Here is a 16,872-nt window from a genome sequence, read left to right on the forward strand (position 1 = left end):
TCAGCTTTACCAATTGATAACTCAATTGTTGTTTGACCCTCTTCAATACCTTCAGCCAAAACATAACCTGACTTTGCTTCAACGATCACATTAAAAGTATGCTGTTCAAACGCCTTAGTTAATTTTGAAGCTTCTTTAACTTTAAAAGCATCAGTTTCAATTGCTTGAATTGCTGCTATTGCCAGTTCATCAGTTTCATATGTTTTTTCTTTAACTAATAGTTTGGTTAATTCAGCATCAACTAATTCTTTTGTGATTTTATTTTCTTGTTTATTATTTTTTATAAATTTTATAATTAGCGGATTTGGTGTTTGATAGCCATCTTGCGCTATAAAAACTACCTTAATATTATTGTTAACAGTTGTAACATTGATACTTTCAATTCCCTCCGGCAAATCTGAAATTATCGCAATTGCTTCTTTTGCTTGGTCAATTGTTTGGTGTCTACCTTGAGCTTCAAATATTACTTTTTTTTCAAATTCAGTAATATTTACTAATTTACCTTTTTCACGATTCCCACAAGCAACAACAGTTGTTGTTGCAATGGTAATCAACCCAACTGCTCCTAATAATGTTAATAACTTTTTCATTGTTTTTCCTTTTCTTGGTTATTTCCTATGCAGGATTTATTTACTCACAAAAAAAAAAAAAAAAAAAAAAAGCAAATAAAATGTAGGGTCTTCTACATTTTATTTGCTCCTTTTGGTACTTTTTGGACGTTTTTTGGCAATTTTTGAACGTTTTTTGAATTTTGGCTTGTTTGCTTAAATCTTTTTTTCGACGTTTTTTAAATTTAGCAGGCTACTAATTTACTAGCTATTTTGTTTAAAACCAAATCTCATTATTATTTTTAAAGATATTCAATACATCATTTTAATGCCCTCTATAATATTTTATTAAGCTAATAAGTTAATCTATTTGATCATTTTCTTCCACATTTGCTACATCAATTTTTCAAAAAAAAAGTTAGAAACTCTAACTTTATTTTTTCGATTTCAATGGTAATTAAGATGTTACAAAATTTTTGATTTCTATCAAATACTTGATGGGCGTCAAGTATCATTTTCAACTGTAAATTTTTCTTTTTTCTTGTCAATATATGCTTGTTGAATCAAACGTCCTTTTAACTGTTGAACTGTTTGAATGGCAACAGAAATACAGATAATTAGTCCAGTTCCCCCAATCGCTAGATTAGATGGTAGGGATGTTAATTTTGAAATTACATATGGTAAAATTGCAATTCCTGATAAGAACAAGGCCCCTAAAACTGACAAACGATTAATTGTTCCGGTTAAGTATTTTTCAGTATCTTTTCCGGGTTTGATCCCTGGAATAAAGGTTCCTGATTTTTGGAAGTTCTCGGCAATCTTTTCCGGATTAATTTGTACTTGAGAATATAAGAACGTAAAGAGAATAATCATTACAGCATAAATTCCAATTCCTCATCATGTATCAAATGATAAGAAATGATTGGCAAAGTAAACAAACCCATTATCGCTTGTTCCCTTAGCATCAATAATTTGCGAAATCGTAATTGGTGTTGAGATAATCGCTGACGCAAAGATTACAGGAATAACTCCGGCGTTGTTAATTTTTAATGGTAAGTATGGTGTATGGTCTTTTGAATCAACTAGTCCTGATCCAGTTTGTTGAATTGGAATTTTTCGTTCGGCTTCATTGGTTAGGACAATTGCAAAGATAACTAAGAAAAAGACCCCCACATAAATCATAAATTTTAAAATTCCGTCAAACAGAATTGCTGCTTCTTCATCTGTGTTTGAAACTCAGAATTGGAAAGTCGCTTTAAAGTTATTTGGCATTGTTGTAATAATTCCAATAAAAATAATAATTGAAACTCCATTACCAACACCTCTAACTGTAATTTGATCAGCAATTCATAACATTAGAAATGAACCTGCTAACATAATTAGCGGTACAAGTACATAGTAAAATCCAGTCGATGCAGCTGACGTTGCATCACCTCACCCAGGAGTAATTAAGCCTTTTGCTTGCAAAGTAAAGATAGTTGCTTCTCCTTGCATAATTGCAAAGGGAATCATTAAGATCTTAGTTAATTTATCAAGTTTTTTACGACCACGTTCTCCAGATTTTGATCATCGTGATAGCACTGGAATCACATCTGTTGATAACAGTTGAACGATAATCGAAGCAGTAATATATGGAGAAACTCCCAATGCTAAAATTGAGAACTTCCCAATACTTCCTCCTCCTAAAGTTGAAAGTAGTTGAAAAAACTGAATATCAGAAACTCCACTTGTGAAGCCTTCATTAATTTTTACCCCTGGTACAGTTATATAAATACCTACCCTTAAAATCAATAACACCAATAAAGTAAAAACGATTCTAAAAACCAAATCCTTATTTTTAGTAAAGAAATTAGTCCTTTCAAAATCGTTTTTCCCTTTAGATGTTTTAATGAAATTGGGCTTACGTTTTGTAGCTTTCTTCATTGCCATCTAGATCACCTCTGCAGTTCCCCCAAGTTTCTCAATTGCTTCTTTTGCTGCTTGAGAAATTTTGTTAACTTTGACATTAATAACTTTAGTTAAAGTACCGTTTCCTAAAACTTTAACTAATTGTTTATCATTCTTAATAATTTTAGCACTAATTAGTGTTGAATGGTCAACAGTTGTTAATCCTAATGTTTCTAAGTCTGATAAGTTCAACAATACAAACTCTTTTTGGTTACGTGAAGTAAATCCAATTTTTGGAAGTCTTCTGAATAATGGAGTTTGTCCCCCTTCAAATCCAGGGCGAACTCCCCCACCAGAACGTGAGTTTTGTCCTTTGTGACCTCTAGTAGAAGTTTTACCTTTTCCAGAAGCCATTCCTCTACCTACACGAGTAGCATCTTTTTTACTACCTTCAGTATATTTTAATTCATGTAATTTCATAAATTGTGACTCCTTTCTTAAGCTGTTTTAGCTTCTTCTACTTTTGTGATTGTTGGGTTAGCTTGTTTTGGTGCTTTCCCGTAACGTAATTCTTGAACTCTTTGAGCAGTTTGCATTTTTGTCAAACCGTCCAAAGTTGCACGAATCATGTTAATTGGAGTATTACGTCCTAATGATTTTGCATAGATATCTGCAATTCCTGCTAATTCAATAACAGCACGTGCAGGTCCCCCAGCAATAACTCCAGTTCCTTCTTTAGCTGGTTTAATTAATACTTTACCAGCTCCAAATGTCCCTAGAACTTCATGAGGTACAGTTGTTCCTCTTAATGATACTGTTACAAGGTTCTTACGAGCTTCTTTGATCGCTTTTTTAATTGCTTCAGGAACTTCGTTAGCTTTTCCAGTTCCCATTCCAACTTGACCTTTTTTATTTCCAACTACAACAACAGCTGCAAATCTAAAGTGACGTCCACCTTTAGTAACTTTAGTAACACGTCTAATTGTTACTACTTTTTCTTCAAAGTCGTCTTTTACTTTTTCAAAGCGACGGTTGTTGTTTCTTGGTTTAGCATTTCTTCTATCGAATTTTTTTCCTTCTGGACGAGCATTAGGAGTTTCGACTGCTGGTGTAGCTGATGCAGCTACTTCAATTGTTTTGTTTTCTGTAGTCATATTTTTTCCGTGCCCCTTCTAGAATTTCAATCCATTTGCTCTTGCAGCTTCTGCAAAAGCTTTTACTTTACCATGGTATAAGTATCCACCACGATCGAAGACAACTTCTTCGATATTTTTTGATAATGCTAACTTTGTGATTTCTTCAGCAACTTTAACAGCCGCTTCAGCGTTTGATTTAGATTTTAAATCCATTTTTAAAGTAGATGCTGATACAAGTGTAACTCCAGTTGTATCATCAATAATTTGAGCATAAAAGTTTGTGTTTGATTTGAATACATTTAATCTTGGTCTTGAAGTAGTTCCAGAAATTTTGTTTCTTACTCGGAAGTGTCTTCTTTTTCTTGATTCTGCTTTTGTAAATTTCATATTTCTTTTCCTTTAAAGCGTTGGCCTATTTACCAGCTGCTTTTCCTTCTTTTCTAATAATGTATTCATCTTTGTAACGAACTCCTTTACCTTTGTATGGTTCTGGTTTTCTGTATGCTCTAATGTTTGCTGCTACTTCTCCAACTAATTGTTTATCGATCCCTGAAATGATAACTTCAGTTGGTTTTGGAACTTCAACTGTAATTCCTTGAGGAATTGTATAGTTTACTGGATGTGAGAATCCTAAAGCTAAGTTTAAGTTATTACCATTTAAAGCGGCTTTATACCCAACTCCAATGATTTGTAATTCTTTTTTAAATCCTTCACTTACTCCAGTTAACATTCCTTGTAATAATGAGTTTGTTGTTCCGTGTAATTGTTTTGTATGTTTTGCTTCGTTTGCTCTAGTTGTTGTAACATTTCCGTCTTCAACACTAATAGTAATAACTTTAGCAAATTTTTGAACCAAAGTTCCTTTTGATCCTTTAACTGTTACTGTGTTATCGTCTGCTACTGTGATTTCAACACCGGCAGGGATTGCTAATATTCTGTTTCCTATACGTGACATTAATTATTTCCTCCCTTTTCCTATCAAATAAATGCTAACACTTCTCCACCAACTTGGTTTGAGCGTGCTTGTTTATCTGTCATGATTCCTTTTGATGTTGATACTACTGCGATTCCTAATCCGTTTAATACTTGTGGGATTTCATTTGCTGGTGCATAAACTCTTAATCCTGGTTTTGAGATCTTTTTAAGTCCTTGAATAACTCTTGTTTTACCTTGATATTTTAATGTTATAGTAATAGTTTTTTTAGTTTCACCATCAACGATGAAATCTGAAATGAACCCTTCTTCTTTTAAAATTCTTGCGATTTCTAGTTTCATTTTGCTTCCTGGCATACTTACAGTTTTTAAGTATCTTTGGTTAGCATTACGAATTCTAGTAAGCATATCTGCAATTACGTCTGTAGTCATATTTCTCTATTTCCTTTTCTATAAATTATCAAGATGCTTTTCTAATACCAGGGATTTGACCTTCATATGCATATTTTCTAAAGCATAGACGGCAAATTCCGAATTTTTTAAGCACAGCATGTGGTCTACCACATTGGTTACAACGAGTGTAACTTCTAACACCAAACTTTTGGTGTTTAGCTTGTTTAACTTTTAATGATTTTTTAGCCATTTTTCTCTATCCCCCTGTATTATTTCTGGAAAGGCATTCCGAATTTTTCAAGTAATGCGAAAGCCTCTTCATTTGTTTTAGCAGTTGTTACGACAGTAATATCCATTCCACGAAGTTTTTGAACTTTATCATAATCAATTTCAGGGAAAATGATTTGTTCTTTGATTCCTAGAGTGTAGTTTCCAAATCCATCAAATGATGTTTTTGAAACCCCTTTGAAGTCACGCACACGTGGTAATGAAACGTTAACTAAACGGTCTAAGAAATCATACATTCTTTTTCCTCTTAGAGTAACTTTTGTACCAATTGGCATTCCTTCTCTTAATTTAAATACAGCTAAAGATTTTTTAGCTTTTGTAACCAATGGTTTTTGACCAGCGATTAATTCTAGTTCAGCAACAGCCATATCTAATTTCTTAGGATCTGTAGTTGCTTCTCCAACTCCCATGTTAATAACAATTTTAGTTAATTTGGGAACTTGCATTACTGATTTATATTCTTGCTCTTTAAATAAAGCAGGAACAATTTCAGCAGTATATTTAGTTTGTAATCTTGATTTCATATTTCTTTATGTTCCTTTCTTATTTAACAGCTTTAATGTGTTGTTGAGATTTTCTCGCCACACGAACTTTTTTACCATCAACAATTTCATAACCAATTTTAGTTGTTAAGTCTTTTGTTTTTGGATCTTGTAATGCTACGTTTGAGATATTAATTTTAGCAGGAATTTCTTTAATTCCTCCTTCAGTATCAGTTTGTGAAGGTTTAACATGTTTCAAAACATTAATTCCTTGAACTGATACTCATTTTTTATCTTTAGTAATGTGAGTGATTGGTCCTACTTCACCTTTGTGTGAACCAGCGATAATTTTAACAACATCACCTTTTAAGATTTTTGATTTAGTCATATTCTGGTTCCTCCTATAATACTTCTGGAGCTAGAGATGCAATTTTAACAAATCCAGCGTCTTTAATTTCACGTGCAATTGGACCGAAAATACGTGTTCCACGTGGGTTTTTATCATCTTTTACTAATACAACGGCATTTTCAGAAAATTTGATGTAAGTTCCATCTTCTCTTCTTAATTCACGTTTTGTTCTAACAATAACAGCTTTAACAACTTGACCTTTTTTAACAGCTCCCCCAGGAGCAGCAGCGATAACTGAACAAACAACAATATCACCAATACCAGTGAATTTTCTCACTGATCCACCTAAATTACGAATTACACGAACTTCTTTAGCACCTGAGTTGTCAGCTACTTTTAATACGGATAAGTTTTGAATCATAAATTTATTTCCTTATCTTTCTATTAAAGAACAGCTTTTTCGACAACTTTAACTAATCTAAAGTTTTTAGTTGCTGATAAAGGACGTGTTTCCATAATTTCAACTTTATCTCCCATACGAGCGATTTGTTGTTCATCGTGTGCTTTATATTTTTTTGAATATTTAACACGTTTTTTGTAAATTGGGTGGTTTTTGTATGTTTCAACTAAGACAGTAATAGTTTTATCCATTTTATCAGATACTACTTTACCAACTAGTACTTTACGGCTATTTCTTTCCATTATTCTGCGTCTCCTTCTGCTTCGGCTGCGTTTGCCATTGCAGCAGCAATTGAATCTTCATCAATTGAAGTTCCAAATTGTTCTGCTTGCATGTCTTCGATCATTTTGCGTTGTTTAGCTCTTACTTCTTTTCCTGATTTTTCGGCTTCAGCAACTGCTTGACCATAATCAGCTTTAATTGTTTTGTTTGTGTTTTCACCTGCTAGGCGTTTTTCAGATAATACTAATTCAATTCTTGCAATTTCTTTTTTAATTTCTTTAATACGGTGAGTTTGTTCTAAACTCCCAACTGCTGCTTGAAATTTTAAAGCAAATAATTCTGCTCTTTTTCCTTCACCAGTTTTGATTAGTTCTTCAACAGATAAATTTCTTAAATCTGTAATTTGATTTGATTTACCCATTATTCTTCACCTCTTTTAACAAATTTACAACGAATTGGTAGTTTATGCATTGCTAGTCTTAGTGCTTCACGTGCTGTTTCTTCACTAACTCCAGCAATTTCGAACATTACTGTTCCTGTTTTTACAACTGCTACTCATTTTTCAGGGTTCCCTTTTCCAGATCCCATTCTAACTTCAGCAGGTTTTTTTGTCATTGACATATGTGGGAAAATTCTCATTCAGATTTTTCCATCACGTTTCATAAAACGAGTCATCGCAATACGCGCAGCTTCGATTTGGTGGTTGTCAATTCAAGCACCATCCAACGCCATTAATCCAAATTCACCAAAGTTGATTTCTTTTGCTCCTTTAGCTTTTCCTTCATAACTAACTCTATGAGGTTTACGATATTTAGTTCTTTTTGGCATTAACATAATTATCTTTTACCTCCTTTGTTGTATCTAGGTCTTTCCATAACTCTATCGTAGTTGTGGTTGTTACCTAAAACTTCTCCGTGGTTAATTCAAACTTTAACTCCGATTTGACCATATGTAGTTGCAGCTTCATATAGTGCGTAGTCAATGTTTGATCTTAATGTTGATAATGGAACTGATCCTTCTAAGTAACCTTCAGTACGAGCCATTTCAACTCCTCCTAAACGTCCACTTACAGAAGTTTTAATTCCTTTAACACCAGCTTTTAATGCTTTTCTAATAGCTAATTTTTGAACTGTTCTAAATGAAGCACGGTTTGTGATTTGTTCTCCAATTCAACGAGCTACTAATGTTGCATCAGTATCTGGGTTTTTAATTTCAATAACTTTTACATTAACAACTAAGTTTTTGTCTTTAACTGTTTTTTTAACAGCTAAGGTAATGTTTTGAATATTTTTACCTTCTGCTCCTAAAACAATCGCTGGACGAGCAGTTTTAATGATTAAAGTTAAATCTGCTGAAGTTCTTTCAATATCAACTTTTGCAACTGCGGCATCTTTTAATAATTTTAAAACTGTTTCACGAATTTTAATGTCTTGGTTTAATCAAGTTACATATTGTCCTTTTTCAGCATATCATCTATTTTCTCAATCTCTAACGATTCCTAAACGTAAAACGTTTGGTGATACTTTTTGTCCCATAATTCTGCTCCTTCCTAGTTTCTAACATCACTTACGATTAATGTAATGTGACTTGTTCTTTTTAAAATTTCATATGCTCTACCGTGAGCTCTTGGTCTAAAACGTTTTAAAGTTGGACCTTCATTTACGTAAACTGTTTTAACAAACAATTTATCAGCTTCCATTCCGTTGTTATTAACAGCGTTAGCGATTGCTGAGTTTAATAATTTTAAAATTGGCTCAGCTGAAACTTTATCTAAGTTTTGTAAAACTGCTACAGCTTGTGCCACTGATTTATTTCTGATTGTATCGACAACTAGTCTAACTTTTCTAGGTGAGATACGAATCATATTTAATTGTGCTTTTGCTTCCATGATTTATTTCCTATCTCTTCCTATTTTTTCTTGTCATCACCGTGACCACCAAATTTACGAGTTGGAGCAAATTCACCTAATTTGTGTCCAACCATATCTTCAGTCACGTATACTGGAATAAATTCTTTTCCATTGTACACACCGAAAGTTCTTCCGATGAATTCAGGGAAAATAGTTGATCTACGTGATCAAGTTTTAATAACTTCGTTTTTCCCCATTGTTTCCACTTTTTTAAATAAGTGTTCGTCAACAAAAGGTCCTTTTTTTAATGATCTTGCCATATCTTCTTTTCCCCTTTCCTATTTAGTACGTCTTCTTACGATTAGTTTTGTACTTGCTTTTTTCTTGTTACGAGTTTTAACTCCTAATGCAGTTTTTCCTCATGGAGTTACTGGGTTCTTACGTCCAATTGGTGTACGTCCTTCTCCCCCTCCGTGTGGGTGGTCATTCGGGTTCATAACTGATCCACGAACAGTTGGACGAATTCCTCTTCAACGGTTACGTCCAGCTTTACCTCAATTGATTAAGTTGTACTCTTCGTTACCAACTTCCCCGATTGTTGCAAAACATTCAGCTAAAACTTTTCTAACTTCTCCTGATGCTAAACGTAAAGTTACATATTTACCTTCTTCGTCTTTACCAAGAATTTGAACTTTTGATCCAGCAGAACGAGCCATTTGTCCACCTTTACCAGGTTTTAATTCCACGTTGTGAACTAATGTTCCTTCAGGAATGTTTTTTAATGGTGCAGCGTTACCGATTTTAATATCAGCATTTTCTGAAGCCACGATTTTCATTCCTACTTCCATTCCTTTAGCAAATAAGATGTAACGTTTTTCTCCGTCCATGTATTTTACTAATGAGATGAATGCGTTTCTATTTGGATCGTATTCAATAGTTGCGATTGTTCCAACTACATCTAATTTATTTCTTTTGAAATCAATAATACGGTATTTACGTTTGTGTCCTCCACCCTTGTGGCGAGTTGTAATTACTCCGCGGTTATTTCTTCCGGCTTTTTGGCTTAATGAACTAACTAATGATTTTTCAGGTGTATCTGTGGTTAAGATTTTGCTGTAATCAATTGTAGTCATATTTCTACGACCATTTGTCGTAGGTTTATATTTTTTAATTGCCATATTTATCCCTTTCTATATAGCTTCTAACGATTATGCTTACAATAATTTACCTTGGGAAGGTTTTTCTATAAGTCATTTAATACGTCTAATGTTTGACCATCTTTTAAAGTGATGATTGCTTTTTTGTAAGCGTTTGTTTTACCTACAAATTTACCCATTCTTTTTTCTTTTCCATCACAGTTCATTGTTCTTACTGAAGCAACTTGTGTTTGAAAAATTTCTTCAAAGGTTTTTTTAATTGTTACTTTGTTAGCTTTTTTATCAACGATGAATGTATATACACCATTTGCATGACCAACAAAAGATTTTTCAGTTAAAATTGGTTTTTTAATTACTTCTGTTAAATGCATTATGCGTATACCCCCTCAACTGCTAAAGCAGCTTCTTCTGTCATTACTAATTTATTAGCATTTAGAATATCAAACATGTTAATTTGGTTAGCTGGTAATGTTTTCACTTTGCTAATGTTATTTGCAGATTTGATTACTAACATTTCTTTTTCTTTAGTAATAATTAATGTTTTTTGGTTGTCAATTTTTAGGTTTTTCATAACTTCTAACATTTCTTTAGTAGACGGTTTTGAAAAGTCAAATTTATCGACGATTACAAGATTGCTTTCTTTAGCTTTTAAAGATAAAGCTGATCTGAAAGCTAATGCTTTAACTTTTTTGTTTACAGATTTTTTGTAGTTAATGTCTGGTGTTGGCCCAAACGCAACCCCTCCACCTCTTCATTGAGGTGCTCTGATTGATCCTTGACGAGCACGACCTGTACCTTTTTGTTTTCAAGGTTTACGTCCCCCTCCTGATACTTCAGCACGAGTTTTTGTTTTCTTTGTTCCTTGTCTTAATGCAGCTTGTTGTGATACGACAGTATCGTAAATTGCTTGTTGGTGAGGTTCAATTCCTCAAACATTGTCATTTAAAGTGATGTCTTTTACTTCAGCACCTTTAACGTTTAATACTTTTAAGTTCATTTGGCCCTCTCCTATGCTTCTTCAGCTACTGTTTCAACTACTGGAGTTTCAACTTTAGCATTTCTGTTTAATAATGTAGCTGCTGTTAAAGCTTTTAATCCTTTAACGTTTTGTTTAATTTGAACAAATTGGTTTTTTGGCCCTGGGATTGATCCTTTAATTAACATTAAGTTATTTACTGAATCGATTGCTACAACTTCTAAATTTTGAATTGTAACTTTTTGGTGTCCCATGTGACCAGCCATTTTTTTAGATTTGAAGATACGGTTAATAATCGCACCCATTGATCCAATACCACGGTGGTATCCTGATCCGTGTCCCATTGGTCCACGTGAGTAATTATGTCTCTTGATTGCTCCTGCAAATCCTTTTCCTTTTGATATACCTGTAACGTCAACGTATTCACCAGAAGTGAAGATATCTTCGGCTTTAATTTCTTGACCGAATGTGAAACCTTCCATGTTTCTGATTTCTTTTACGAAGCGCTTAGGTGCTGAACCAGCTTTTTTAAAGTGTCCTGTTTCAGGTTTATTTACTAAATTAGCTCTTTTGTCTTGAACTCCTAATTGAGTTGCAACGTAACCGTCTGACTCTAAAGATTTAACTTGTAAAACTGTATTTGGTAGAACTTCAACTACTGTAACTGGAATTAATTTCCCGTTTTCAGTAAAGATTTGTGTCATTTCTACCTTACGTCCTAAGATTCCTTTCATCTTAATTTCCTCCTAATTTTTGATAACCATGTATATCTTGGTTTTGTATTTTGTGTTTGTTTTTAATTTGCTTTTAAGAATTGTAATTATTAAAGTTTAATTTCAATATCAACACCACTTGGTAGTTTTACTCTTTTTAAAACATCCATTGTTGTTGGTGTTGGGTTTAAAATTTCTAATAATCTTTTGTGAGTTCTCATTTCGAATTGTTCACGAGCATCTTTATACTTATGAACAGCTCTAAGAATTGTAATGATTTGTTTATCTGTTGGTAAAGGAATTGGCCCTCTAACTTTGGCTCCAGTTCCTTCAGCAGCTTCGATGATCTTTAAAATGCTTTGATCCACGATTGCGTGGTCATAACCTTTAAGTTTGATTTTCATTTTTTGATCTGCCATGCTAACCTCCTATTTTAATATTTTCTTGACAACTCTTTCCAGAGTGTTGTAATTGCGCACACAAAATATACATGCAAGGTTAATTATACTCATAAATTGTTTAGAATAAAAGACCCTTTTTCAAAAAATTTTAAATAAAAAATAATGGCTGCTTTGCCATTATTTTGGTTGTTTTTTATAGCGCACCAACAAGCTATTAAAAAGTTGTTGTTCTGCTTGATTAGATACATAAGTTTGCAGTTTTGCTACAATGAGTTCTTTTTCTAACATATAGTTTAAGTAATTCAATTTTAAACTTCGAAAACTATCTTCTAATTTTTTTATTCCCTCTATAAAAGATATTGATTTGAAATTTTGCTCAATTCCTTGCAATAAGTGAGTTTCATTTCCCGATATGTTATATAAATGTCAGTAAAGATTTTCATCTGCTAAATATTTCTCAATAAGACTGATAATTTTTGTTAATAAAGTTTGTCCTAATTTTTGATGTTCAAAATAAAACTCTCCTTTGATTTGATGATTTCAGGCTAATTCAGTATTCAAATAAAATAGATTACGATTAAGATCAACATAATCAATTAGCGGTAAAACTTCACAATTTAGTTCTTGAATAGGCAAGTGATAAATTCTTTGATTTTTATTAGTAATTTCTAAATAAAATTTATCATCTAAAATAAACAAATCTTTAAAGCGATATTTTCCTAAATCCAGGACTTGAGAAACTAGGTTACGGTGTAAACTAAAATTTCGATTACTGTGTTTAAGATTTTGTAAGTTATAAGTTTCAACAAATGCCTTAGTAATTGGTTTGATAACATCAACTTTTTTATTACGATTTTTAAATTTAAAAATATTTTTCATGAAAGCTTTTTTAAAGCGATCCTGTTCAATAATTTTTTGAAAGAAAAATATTTTTGTTAAAAGTTTGATATCTTGAGAATTAAAGTCTAAGTAAATATCAAAATCAATCATGTAATATCCAGTTTGCAATACACCACCTATTTCAGGATTAGCAAAATATTTCAAAGCGCGATTTCAGTTCGCACTAACAAACGCTAAATCCAAAATTGATTGGGGGACATTCTTATAAATTTCATCACCAATTAAATAAACCTCTTCGCCATTAACTTGTAAGACTTTAATTTCAATTAAGACTGCTTGATGGTCAAAATAAAACATTAGTTCCTTTCTATAAAAAACTTGTGAGGATTCTCACAAGTTAATTTTTAATACTTCCCTTGAGCTAGGTTAGCATTTCCTCCACCTTTTGGGTTAAGATCTTTCATTGCTTTAAAAATGTCAATTGCTTTAAAGCGATCTTGAAGTGATTCACTAACTCCAACTACAAGATAATTTTCTCCATTAGTAGTTGATGTTAAAATTACAATTACATCAGCGAATTTATTTCTAAATTGATCTGACAATTCTTTTAAATCTTTAATTGTTAATCCAGTTGTGTGAAGTTTAATTTCTTTAACTCCATTTTGATTAATAACTGGTTCAACATTTTGAAATTCAGCTAACTTGGCAGCAGTGATTAAGTCATTTGCTTGTTTTTCATAACCTTTAAAAATTTCTTTTAAGACTTCTAATTTTTCTTTAACTACATCTAAATTAGTTTTCAAAATCTCAGTTGTTTTTAAATCTTGATAGTTTGCTTCTAAGTTGGCATCTTTCAAAATTTGCTGCGATAGATTATACTTATCCATAATTTTATCAGCCTCGTCAAAATATTTTTTAAACTGAGTTTGTAAATATTCATTAACTGTTTCATTTGACGTTAAACATTTAATACGGAAAGTCCCTGACCCTTTAGATTCAATTCCAGTAATAATGAAATCTTCAATATCTTTAGTATTGTCAACGTGAGTCCCTCCACATAATTCTGAAGAAAAATCCCCAAACTTAACTACTCGAACTTCTTCATCATACTTTTCAGTAAAGAACGCTAAAGCTTGATATTTATTGATGGCATCATCCATATTACAGAAGTACACTTCACGGGGATGTGCTTCTTTAATACGCTTAAGAACTTCTGCTTCAGTTGCTCGTAGTTCTTCTTCAGTAATATTACGATTAAATGTAAAGTCCATTCTTAATCCATGTTCGTCATTATAAGAACCTGATTGCATAACCGTATCCCCAAGAACATGACGCAAAGCATAATGAACCATATGAGTTCCAGAGTGGTTTTTCATTGTGTAAATACGTTTATCTTCATCAACAATTGCTTGAACTTTATCTAATACTTTTAAAGTCCCTTGAACAGAAATTCGGTGAATATTTTGTTTTTGTGGTCCTTGTTGAACATCGACAACTGTTGCTTTAAAGTTGTCTCCTACTAAAACTCCTGTATCAGCTGCTTGACCACCTTTTTCAGCATAGAACGGAGTTTTATCAAGAATTACAAATGCTTCACCATTAGTTACTTCCTGAATTTCTTGGTCATTGGCAAACATAAAGACAACTTGACTATCTTCATGAGTTGTTTCTTCTCAACCAGTAAATTCTGATTCTACAGTTAATTTTGTAAATAATTCATTTTGCTTATCTCAAGCTTTTAAATCTTTTCGAGCATCACGAGCTGCTGCTTTAGTAGCTTCTAATAAATTTTGAAACCCAGCATAATCAACTTCAACTCCACGGTCAGCTGCTAATTCTAAAGTTTGTTCAATTGGAAATCCAAATGATTCAAATAACAATAAGGCATTTTTAGCTGAAACTTTCTGTTCTTCGCTAATGATTTTTTCTAAAGTGTCATAACCTTTTGTTAGTGTTTTTAAGAATTTTTCTTCTTCAGTTTTAATTGCTTCTACGATCATATCGCGTTTAGCTTTTAAGTATGGGTAAAATTTTCCCATTGCCGCAATTACATCATCCACTAATTTATATAAAAATGCAGTTGTTATTCCTAACTCACGCCCATATACCGAGCTACGACGAATTAAACGACGAATAATATATCCACGATCCTTATTCCCCGGAAATACTCCATCGGCAATCGCAAATGTTGTTGCTCTAACATGATCGGCAATAACTTTAAAAGCAGTATTAATTCGAGTTTGTTCTTTATCAGGATTATGATAATTTTCAATTGAATATTTAAACTTAGGATTACATAATGTTTCAACTTTTTTAATTGTTGGTCAAAAAATATCTGTTTCAAAGTTTGTTGGAGTATTTTGGAAAATTGAGGCAATTCGCTCTAGTCCAGCTCCCGTATCAATATTTTTTCTTGGTAACTCAGCATAATTGTTATTTCCATCATTATTAAATTGTGAGAAAACAACATTTCAAATTTCAATATAACGGTCATTTTCAATATCATCAGCAATTAAACGTGGTCCAATATTTTCAGGATCTCATTGGGCTCCACGGTCAAAAAACATTTCTGTATTTGGTCCACATGGTCCTTGCCCAACATCTCAAAAGTTAGTGTCACGACCTAAAGAAAAGATACGATCTTCAGGTATTCCAATTACTTCAGTTCAAACACGATAAGCTTCTGCATCTTCATTAAAGACTGTTATATATAATTTTTCTGGTGGAATTGCAAATCATTCTGGAGAAGTTAATAATTCTCAAGCAAATTCAATTGCTTCTTTTTTAAAGTAATCTCCAATTGAAAAGTTTCCTAGCATTTCAAACATTGTTTGGTGACGAGCAGTTACTCCAACATTTTCAATATCGTTGGTACGAATTGCTTTTTGAGAGTTAGTTAAGCGTGGTGCTGGTGGAGTTTTTCTTCCATCAAAATATGGTTTTAATGTAGCAACTCCCGAATTAATTCATAGCAAAGAAGGATCATCGACAGGAATCAATGAAACTGGTGCTAAAAAGTAATGTTGTTTTGCTTGAAAAAAGTCTAGTCACATTTGACGTATTTCATTAGTAGTAAGTTTTTTCATTTTAATCCTTTTTTATTAATTTCTATATTTTTAATTATACAACTATAAGTAAATATTCTTAAAATATTTTAAAACCAAAAACCGGTTTTTCCACAAATAGATACCATTTTCATTTATTAAATGTGAGAAAATTATTCTACATGAAAGAATCATGAAAGGATATTATTATGAAACTAAAAAATTTGGACCGCAAGCGTTTGATTATGATTGACTTAGATGGAACTACATTAATGAACAAAGATGATAAGATTCATCCGCTAACAAAATCGGCTTTAATGAAAGCTTCAGCTGATGGTCATAAAGTTTGTATTGTAACCGGACGACCATTCCGAGCAATTAAACATATTTATGAAGAACTTGAATTAACAACTTTATTGTGCAACTTTGATGGTGCTCATATTCACGATCCTTACAAAAAAGAATTTAAGCGTATTGTCTTAGCAATTAATAATGAAATTATTCAAGCAATCATTAACGAACCTAATATTGCCAATTCTGTAGAAAATATTTTAATCGAGTATTATGATAAAACTTTAATTTGAAAAGAGGACAAAGACTTGGATGAGTTTTTCCATTTATCTGATTTACGTGATAGCTTAAACGAACCTTTAATTGTTGGAAGTCCTTATACAGAATGAAAAGGTCCTTCAACAAATATTGTTTTAAAGCTAAAAGATAATTCTTATAAAAATCGTGTTCTTCGTGTTTTAGGAAAATATCAAGACGCTGTTAAAATTCAAAGTGATATTTTATATGGAGTCGTTAGCACATCTGAAAAACCTGTGATTACCTTAACTAACAAAAATGCTTCTAAAGGGTTTGCTGCTGATATTTTAGCGCAATACTATAATCAAGACTTACGCGATGTAGTTGCTTTTGGAGATCAATTAAATGATTTTGAAATGATTCAAAAAGTGGGTCATGGAGTAGCTATGAAAAACGGTGCGGATGCTTTAAAATTTGTGGCTAACGGAATTACATATAAAACTAATGACGAAGGTGGTTTGGGACAATATCTTGAACAATTGTTAATTGGAAACGAAATGTAAAATCTAAAAACGAGGTTCACTAGTAACCTCGTTTTTAGATTTTTTTACTTCTTATCTTTTACCATTTGCAATTGCTATAATCTTTTTAGTGAACTAGAATTAC

25 protein-coding genes are annotated in these 16,872 nt (G+C 32.3%); 1 reads left to right on the forward strand and 24 read right to left on the reverse strand.

Annotation, left to right across the window (positions count from 1 at the left end):
* The 24 genes from L872_RS05140 to alaS all read right to left on the reverse strand — a co-directional run.
* The coding region (locus tag L872_RS05140) for a lipoprotein (protein WP_036268973.1) at positions 1-590 on the reverse strand (590 nt) is incomplete at its 3' end.
* Positions 591-1,031: 441 nt separating this feature from the next.
* Positions 1,032-2,477, reverse strand: a complete 1,446-nt coding sequence (secY, locus tag L872_RS0103035; RefSeq protein ID WP_027063379.1) for a preprotein translocase subunit SecY — start codon at positions 2,475-2,477, stop codon at positions 1,032-1,034.
* Positions 2,478-2,915 (reverse strand): 50S ribosomal protein L15, encoded by a 438-nt coding sequence (rplO, locus tag L872_RS0103040; RefSeq protein WP_027063380.1) that lies wholly within the window; start codon positions 2,913-2,915, stop codon positions 2,478-2,480.
* 17 nt (positions 2,916-2,932) lie between these two features.
* Entirely contained in the window at positions 2,933-3,589 is a 657-nt protein-coding gene (gene rpsE, locus L872_RS0103045) for a 30S ribosomal protein S5 (protein WP_027063381.1), read from the reverse strand.
* A gap of 18 nt (positions 3,590-3,607) precedes the next feature.
* A complete protein-coding gene (rplR, locus tag L872_RS0103050; RefSeq protein WP_027063382.1) occupies positions 3,608-3,958 on the reverse strand; it encodes a 50S ribosomal protein L18 in 351 nt (116 codons plus the stop codon).
* A gap of 25 nt (positions 3,959-3,983) precedes the next feature.
* A complete protein-coding gene (rplF, locus tag L872_RS0103055; RefSeq protein ID WP_027063383.1) occupies positions 3,984-4,526 on the reverse strand; it encodes a 50S ribosomal protein L6 in 543 nt (180 codons plus the stop codon).
* Between the two features lie 20 nt (positions 4,527-4,546).
* The gene (gene rpsH, locus L872_RS0103060) at positions 4,547-4,936 is read right to left on the reverse strand and encodes a 30S ribosomal protein S8 (RefSeq protein WP_027063384.1); all 390 of its coding nucleotides are present in this window, start codon (positions 4,934-4,936) and stop codon (positions 4,547-4,549) included.
* A gap of 25 nt (positions 4,937-4,961) precedes the next feature.
* Positions 4,962-5,147 (reverse strand): type Z 30S ribosomal protein S14, encoded by a 186-nt coding sequence (locus L872_RS0103065; RefSeq protein ID WP_027048422.1) that lies wholly within the window; start codon positions 5,145-5,147, stop codon positions 4,962-4,964.
* Between the two features lie 19 nt (positions 5,148-5,166).
* On the reverse strand, positions 5,167-5,709 hold the full coding sequence (gene rplE, locus L872_RS0103070; RefSeq protein ID WP_027063385.1) for a 50S ribosomal protein L5: 543 nt from the start codon (positions 5,707-5,709) through the stop codon (positions 5,167-5,169).
* Between the two features lie 19 nt (positions 5,710-5,728).
* Complete coding sequence (gene rplX / locus L872_RS0103075) at positions 5,729-6,055, reverse strand: 50S ribosomal protein L24 (RefSeq protein ID WP_027048420.1); 327 nt, start codon at positions 6,053-6,055, stop codon at positions 5,729-5,731.
* A gap of 13 nt (positions 6,056-6,068) precedes the next feature.
* Positions 6,069-6,437, reverse strand: coding sequence for a 50S ribosomal protein L14 (gene rplN, locus L872_RS0103080; RefSeq protein WP_027048419.1), 369 nt, complete (start codon positions 6,435-6,437; stop codon positions 6,069-6,071).
* A gap of 23 nt (positions 6,438-6,460) precedes the next feature.
* The gene (gene rpsQ / locus L872_RS0103085; RefSeq protein WP_084340193.1) at positions 6,461-6,721 is read right to left on the reverse strand and encodes a 30S ribosomal protein S17; all 261 of its coding nucleotides are present in this window, start codon (positions 6,719-6,721) and stop codon (positions 6,461-6,463) included.
* Positions 6,718-7,119, reverse strand: a complete 402-nt coding sequence (rpmC, locus tag L872_RS05260) for a 50S ribosomal protein L29 (protein WP_027063386.1) — start codon at positions 7,117-7,119, stop codon at positions 6,718-6,720. Before rpmC ends, rpsQ begins: the two co-directional genes overlap by 4 nt.
* Positions 7,119-7,532: a 50S ribosomal protein L16 gene (rplP, locus tag L872_RS0103095; protein ID WP_027048416.1), complete on the reverse strand. Its 414-nt coding sequence runs from the start codon at positions 7,530-7,532 to the stop codon at positions 7,119-7,121. Before rplP ends, rpmC begins: the two co-directional genes overlap by 1 nt.
* A 2-nt stretch (positions 7,533-7,534) precedes the next feature.
* Positions 7,535-8,233: a 30S ribosomal protein S3 gene (gene rpsC / locus L872_RS0103100; RefSeq protein WP_027048415.1), complete on the reverse strand. Its 699-nt coding sequence runs from the start codon at positions 8,231-8,233 to the stop codon at positions 7,535-7,537.
* A 14-nt stretch (positions 8,234-8,247) separates the two neighbouring features.
* Entirely contained in the window at positions 8,248-8,586 is a 339-nt protein-coding gene (gene rplV, locus L872_RS0103105; protein WP_027048414.1) for a 50S ribosomal protein L22, read from the reverse strand.
* 20 nt (positions 8,587-8,606) lie between these two features.
* Positions 8,607-8,867, reverse strand: a complete 261-nt coding sequence (gene rpsS / locus L872_RS0103110; RefSeq protein ID WP_027048413.1) for a 30S ribosomal protein S19 — start codon at positions 8,865-8,867, stop codon at positions 8,607-8,609.
* Positions 8,868-8,885: 18 nt separating this feature from the next.
* Positions 8,886-9,725: a 50S ribosomal protein L2 gene (rplB, locus tag L872_RS0103115; protein ID WP_027063387.1), complete on the reverse strand. Its 840-nt coding sequence runs from the start codon at positions 9,723-9,725 to the stop codon at positions 8,886-8,888.
* 65 nt (positions 9,726-9,790) lie between these two features.
* Positions 9,791-10,075, reverse strand: a complete 285-nt coding sequence (rplW, locus tag L872_RS0103120) for a 50S ribosomal protein L23 (protein WP_027063388.1) — start codon at positions 10,073-10,075, stop codon at positions 9,791-9,793.
* A complete protein-coding gene (gene rplD, locus L872_RS0103125) occupies positions 10,075-10,701 on the reverse strand; it encodes a 50S ribosomal protein L4 (protein ID WP_027063389.1) in 627 nt (208 codons plus the stop codon). Before rplD ends, rplW begins: the two co-directional genes overlap by 1 nt.
* Before the next feature lie 11 nt (positions 10,702-10,712).
* Positions 10,713-11,414: a 50S ribosomal protein L3 gene (gene rplC / locus L872_RS0103130; protein WP_027063390.1), complete on the reverse strand. Its 702-nt coding sequence runs from the start codon at positions 11,412-11,414 to the stop codon at positions 10,713-10,715.
* Positions 11,415-11,503: 89 nt separating this feature from the next.
* Entirely contained in the window at positions 11,504-11,812 is a 309-nt protein-coding gene (rpsJ, locus tag L872_RS0103135) for a 30S ribosomal protein S10 (RefSeq protein WP_027063391.1), read from the reverse strand.
* A gap of 159 nt (positions 11,813-11,971) precedes the next feature.
* Positions 11,972-12,991, reverse strand: a complete 1,020-nt coding sequence (locus tag L872_RS0103140; protein ID WP_027063392.1) for a hypothetical protein — start codon at positions 12,989-12,991, stop codon at positions 11,972-11,974.
* Positions 12,992-13,038: 47 nt separating this feature from the next.
* Positions 13,039-15,720, reverse strand: coding sequence for an alanine--tRNA ligase (gene alaS, locus L872_RS0103145; protein WP_027063393.1), 2,682 nt, complete (start codon positions 15,718-15,720; stop codon positions 13,039-13,041).
* A gap of 167 nt (positions 15,721-15,887) precedes the next feature.
* Here alaS and L872_RS0103150 point away from each other — a divergent pair, with 167 nt between their 5' ends.
* Positions 15,888-16,769 carry a Cof-type HAD-IIB family hydrolase gene (locus L872_RS0103150; RefSeq protein WP_027063394.1) on the forward strand — a complete coding sequence of 294 codons (882 nt, stop codon included), beginning with the start codon at positions 15,888-15,890 and terminating at the stop codon, positions 16,767-16,769.
* Positions 16,770-16,872 lie beyond the last annotated feature (103 nt).

The organism is Mesoplasma seiffertii ATCC 49495, from assembly GCF_000518725.1.
In the GTDB taxonomy this organism is placed as follows: Bacteria; Bacillota_I; Bacilli_A; order Mycoplasmatales; family Mycoplasmataceae; genus Tullyiplasma; species Tullyiplasma seiffertii.